The organism is Trichormus sp. NMC-1 (assembly GCF_001858025.1).
Taxonomy (GTDB): domain Bacteria; phylum Cyanobacteriota; class Cyanobacteriia; order Cyanobacteriales; family Nostocaceae; genus Anabaena.
In genome coordinates, this window is record NZ_LZQD01000020.1 from 1 (window position 1) to 5,384 (window position 5,384).

General features: G+C 39.6%; 3 protein-coding genes. 2 read left to right on the forward strand and 1 reads right to left on the reverse strand.

Annotation, left to right across the window (positions count from 1 at the left end; translation table 11 throughout):
• The first annotated feature begins 217 nt into the window (after positions 1–217).
• Positions 218–1,867 (forward strand): Ppx/GppA phosphatase family protein, encoded by a 1,650-nt coding sequence (locus A9Y75_RS25625; RefSeq protein ID WP_071192699.1) that lies wholly within the window; start codon positions 218–220, stop codon positions 1,865–1,867.
• Positions 1,868–2,095: 228 nt separating this feature from the next.
• On the opposite strand, the gene topA is transcribed toward A9Y75_RS25625, so the two are convergent.
• Positions 2,096–4,264 carry a type I DNA topoisomerase gene (gene topA, locus A9Y75_RS25630; RefSeq protein ID WP_071192700.1) on the reverse strand — a complete coding sequence of 723 codons (2,169 nt, stop codon included), beginning with the start codon at positions 4,262–4,264 and terminating at the stop codon, positions 2,096–2,098.
• A gap of 520 nt (positions 4,265–4,784) precedes the next feature.
• On the opposite strand from topA, the gene A9Y75_RS25635 reads away from it, so the two are divergent.
• The gene (locus A9Y75_RS25635; RefSeq protein WP_236721539.1) at positions 4,785–5,219 is read left to right on the forward strand and encodes a pyridoxamine 5'-phosphate oxidase family protein; all 435 of its coding nucleotides are present in this window, start codon (positions 4,785–4,787) and stop codon (positions 5,217–5,219) included.
• Positions 5,220–5,384 lie beyond the last annotated feature (165 nt).

The following is a 5,384-nucleotide window of genomic DNA, read 5'->3' on the forward strand; positions in this document are numbered from 1 at the left end:
GGTTGCTTAACTTACGCCGTGTTGTACTAGTAATTTTAGATTTTGAATTTTGGATTGAGGTTTTTCGGTTTATGCCCTGCCCCAGGTGGGCGAAACCAATCTAACATCGTCAATCTAAAATCCCCAATCCCGTTCCTTGTGGGCGAAACCAATCCAAAATCGCAAATCTAAAATCTAAAATTGATTGACCATTTATTTTTAACAGAGAGAAACCTAGATGCTGAATGTTTCAGCTAATTGGGGGAGTATGCCAACTCAACCAGTCAAGCATAACCGGATTATTGCGGCCATTGATATCGGCACTAATTCCTTACACATGGTAATAGTGAGCATTGAACCGATGTTACCAGCTTTTACGATGATTGCCAAAGAAAAGGAAACAGTGAGATTAGGCGATCGCAATTTGGAAACTGGAGAATTGAAACCAGAAGTGATCAAAAAAGCGATCGCTTGTTTGGGGCGTTTTCAAGAACTTGCTAAAACCCTAGAAGCAGAAAGCATTATCGCCGTAGCAACTAGCGCCGTCCGTGAAGCCCCCAATGGTCAAGATTTTTTGCAGAAGGTAGAAACAGAGGTAGGTTTAAGCGTTGACTTGATTTCTGGTCAAGAAGAAGCGCGACGCATCTACTTGGGTGTGTTGTCGGGAATGGAATTTAACAACCAACCGCACATCATCGTTGACATTGGTGGTGGTTCCACAGAATTAATTTTGGGTGACTCTCAAGAACCGCGCAGTCTCACCAGTACAAAAGTCGGTGCAGTGCGACTGACTGGAGAATTAATCACCTCTGACCCCATCAACGATATTGAGTTTAAATATCTGCAAGCCTATGCGCGGGGAATGTTAGAACGTTCGGTAGAAGAGGTACTAGGCAAACTTAAGCCAGGTGAATCTCCTAAGTTGGTGGGAACATCTGGCACAATTGAAACTTTAGCAACGATTCATGCTAGGGAAAAATTGGGTGTTGTTCCTTCTACTCTCAGTGGTTATCAATTTAGTCTACAAGACTTGCGAACCTGGGTAAATCGCTTACGGCGCATGAACAACGTCGAACGGGCGACGATTCCAGGAATGCCAGATAAGCGGTCAGAAGTGATACTAGCTGGGGCTGTAATTTTACATGAAGCTATGAACCTGTTGGGTGTGGATTCAGTCACACTTTGTGAACGTTCTCTGCGAGAAGGAGTGATTGTAGACTGGATGCTGACACATGGTTTAATTGAAGATAAACTGCGCTACCAAAGTTCAATTCGCCAGCGTCATGTCCAGAAAACTGCCAAGAAATACCAGATTAAATTAGAACATAGCGATCGCGTTGCAGCATTTGCCCTAAGTTTATTTGATCAAACTCAAACTAAACTACATAATTGGGGTAAAGACGAAAGACAATTACTTTGGGCTGCTGCCATTTTACACAATTGCGGTCACTACGTCAGTCATTCTTCACACCACAAGCATTCATACTATTTAATTAGAAATGGTGAATTACTTGGTTATAACGAAACTGAGATCGAAATCATTGCTAATTTAGCCCGTTATCACCGCAAATCAGCACCCAAGAAAAAGCATGATAATTACCGCAATCTATTGCATAAAGAACATCGGCAAATGGTGAGTCAATTGAGTGCAATTTTAAGATTAGCCGTTGCTTTGGATAGAAGACAAATTGGCGCTATTTCTCGCGTGCAGTGTGAATACTTTCCCCATCTGCATGAATTTAAGATGTTAATTTTCCCTTCTAGTTTAGGTGATGATTGTGCCTTAGAACTGTGGAATTTAGATTATAAGAAAGGAGTGTTTGAGGAAGAGTTTGGATTGAAATTAGTAGCGAATTTAGTCAATACTGGCAACGCTAGGTTTTCCTAATTTTTCGGGTGCGTTAACTCAGTTTAGCGCACCTGTAAAAATAAGCTCGTGAACAAATACCAACTTGCACCACTGATTGATTTTGCCAAAAAAAAGTTTTTCCCCATATTTAAAATACGTAAATATATTTTTGTGACCCATGGGTCACATTTTGTAATCCGGGGTTACGATAAATGATTATGAGCAGATCTGGGATTTTAAAATACTGTTGCTTTTGTGGAGGCTGGCTTATGTGTTATTTAAATTCCCAAATTTAGGACTCCACCATCCTTTGGCTGTATTAAAATAAGCCACATCTTTATGTTTTTTATCCTTCCAGGAATCTTGACCAGAACACCGCAACATAGTTTTATTCTGCCCATCTTTAATATAGCTATATTCCTCCAAAGGTTTCTGACATACTGGACAGGGATATGCAGTGATTTTAGCAGAAGGTTTGGGAGCATTTTCATCTGGAGATGTTTTAGTTTTGGGTGCTTCCCACTTTTTGTTAAAATCACTCCAAAACAAAACAATGTTTTCACAGCCACTCACACATTTGAGAAAGTATTTCTTTTTAACTTTACTACTAGGAATTTTAGCTAAACAATTCTTACACTCAGGACAGCGAGTTTTAGAAGTTTCATATTTACGTTCAACTAAATTATTAGTTTTAGCTGTAGTTGATGAATTAACAACCACAGTTTTAGCCTTGGAAAGCGCAGGGACAAAATAATTTTGATTCCAATTAGTTAGGTAATGTTGCCAAGAGTTTTTTCCTTCAGAAATTGCATCTAGTGCATCCTCCATTTTGGCAGTGAATTCCGCTTCTAATAAATCCGGTAAAGCCTTTTGTAAAAACTCATCAACTTCTAAACCCAAAGCTGTAGGTTGAAGATTGTCTTTTTTCAATTCCACATAATTGCGTTTCTTCAAAGTAGCAACTGTAGGCGCGTAGGTACTAGGACGACCAATACCTTTTCTTTCCATCAATTGTACAAGTTTTGGTTCACTGTATCTTGGTGGTGGTTGGGTTTGTTTTTGGTCATGTCCGGCTTTTTCTAAAGTTAGTATTTGTCCCTGTTGCAAAATAGGTAAAACTGCATCTTTGCTAAGATTCAGCCAATATTTTGCATAACCGTAAAATTCAATTACTTGCCCTCTAGCTTGCCATAAAATATTACCTGATTTTGTAATTATCAGAGTTTTACGAAGTTGAGCAGGACGACATTGGGAAGCGATCGCTCTTTTCCAAATCATCACATATAGGTTAAACTCATCTTCAGGTAATTCTGCCCGCAATTGTACGGAAGGACGAAAGACATCTGTAGGACGAATAGCTTCATGTGCTTCCTGCGCTGTTTTACTACTGCGGTGCTTGGCTACTTGCTGGGGGACATTTTCAGGATCATTTTGTTCCAACCATTGACGCGCACTGGCACAAAATTCAGGACTCAACATGACTGAATCTGTTCGCATATATGTAATTAACCCTGCCTCATATAGTTTTTGTGCCACCTGCATGGTTTTGTTGGGGGCAAATTTCAACTTTGAACCGGCTGCTTGTTGCAGGGTGGAGGTGATAAATGGTGGTGGGGGTTGACGATAAACGAGTTTCCCTTCTAGGTGGATAATTTGATGAGGATGACGTTTTGCTTCCTCAACTAATCTGTTTGCTTCTGCTTCCGAGAGAACGCGCTGAGATTCGGGTTTCTCTGGGTTGTTACTAGCTGCATCATCATGAGTTTCCGTTTCTGGTTCTGGTGTTTCTTTCTCAGTATTTGCCGTACCTTTGTAAAAAGCCCGAAATCCTTCTTGATAATCTACCCAAACACTCCAGTAATCTTGGGGAACAAAAGCCAGAATTTCTCTTTCTCGCTGACATATTAGGTGTAATGTGGCGCTTTGAACTCTACCTACGCTTTTTGCCCCGTTATTTAATGCCCAAACTAAGGGACTACCTTTGTAACCTACCAGTTTATCAAGACAATCTCGACATAATCCTGCACCGATTAAATTGGTGTCAAGTTTTCTCGGATGAGCGATCGCATTTTTGACCGCAGATGCTGTAATCTCTGTGTAAACTACTCGTTTTGGTTCTCTCAAACCTAACGTTTCTTTAAGATGCCAAGCAATGGTTTCTCCTTCTCTGTCGGGGTCTGTTGCTAAAATGACTTCATCAACCTGTCTAACAGCGGCTTTTAGTTGTTGAATTGTTTCTTTTGCCCGTTGGTCACGGGGTATATAATTGCAGCGGACAGTATTACCATCCATTGTAAATCCTAGTGAATCATCACCCTCATTGCTAAGTTCGCGGATATGCCCACAACTAGCGCGAACAATCCAATCTGCACCGAGAATTTGACTCAGTTTTTTGACTTTTCCAGGAGATTCGACTACTAGGAGGCGTTTGGGCATAGCACTTGTTTTTTTGATGCTCTATATATATTATTAAATGATTTGTGATAGTAAGTTTTGATGATTACACAACATCGTCTCCAACTATGTGAAGAAAGATGAACTAGGCTAAAACTGTCTTTCCTTCTGCAAGATCACTCCCTGAAAGAGCAGACTGATCCCAACGACAAATAAATCAAATAAATATTTATGCCGGACTACTTAGTTGTTTCTAACTTTAGTTAGAGGGTTAACTCTTAGAAATGATCATATGATGTGGATATATGAGAATGGCATTTAAGCTCAACTCAAATAGCAAATTTTCGCCAGCATTAGGTTAATTAAACATGATTTATAACGGTAGGATATCATACTAATTTATATTAAGATATTGTATGAAACTAGGTAAATACATAGCTGACATTGTTGATAGTCCAAAAACAGGCAGAGTGGTTAATTTTTCCTTTTCTTGTGCATCATAACTTACTTGTAAATCAATTAAATCTTTAATAGGAGAATAATCATGTTAGATATCGATGAAATGGGCGCAAAAGAGATCCATGATCTCTTGCAAAAAGTAGGACATGGCCATCTTGCTTGTGCGCTGGAAGGACATCCATATGTTGTGCCAATGCAATATTATTTCGACGAGCCAGATATTTATATTTTCACTACCCTAGGAATGAAGACCAAGTATATGGATGCAAATCCAGAGGTATGTTTGCAAGTTGAAGAAGTGAATGATCTCCAGCATTGGCGTAGCGTTACCGTCACAGGTCAAGCCGAACACATCACAGAACAGCAAGAAATTGATCGGGTGATGGAATTTGTGAAAACGCAAAATCCCAAGCTTTCTCCGGCTATTAATCGCACCTGGATTGATGCCTGGGGTCGTGGGGAAGTCATGGCACTCTACCGTATTCATCCTAGTGAGATTAGTGGACGAACCACTGAAGGAATTAGCAGTCACAATTAAGCCAAAAATACCTGACTAGATGAAAAATGTCTGATAGCGTAGCGTGCATCAGGGATACAAGATTAAAGGATTAACAGGATGTTTTTTTAGGAAATATATGTTTTTGTGAATGATAGAAAATATATTTTTCTCTGAATCATAATTTATAATCATTAAATATTCACA

Coding starts and splice junctions, on each gene's coding strand:
- A9Y75_RS25625 (WP_071192699.1), top strand. CDS start 218: ATGCTGAATGTTTCAGCTAATTGGGGGAGTATGCCAACTCAACCAGTC.
- topA (WP_071192700.1), bottom strand. CDS start 4,264: ATGCCCAAACGCCTCCTAGTAGTCGAATCTCCTGGAAAAGTCAAAAAA.
- A9Y75_RS25635 (WP_236721539.1), top strand. CDS start 4,785: ATGGGCGCAAAAGAGATCCATGATCTCTTGCAAAAAGTAGGACATGGC.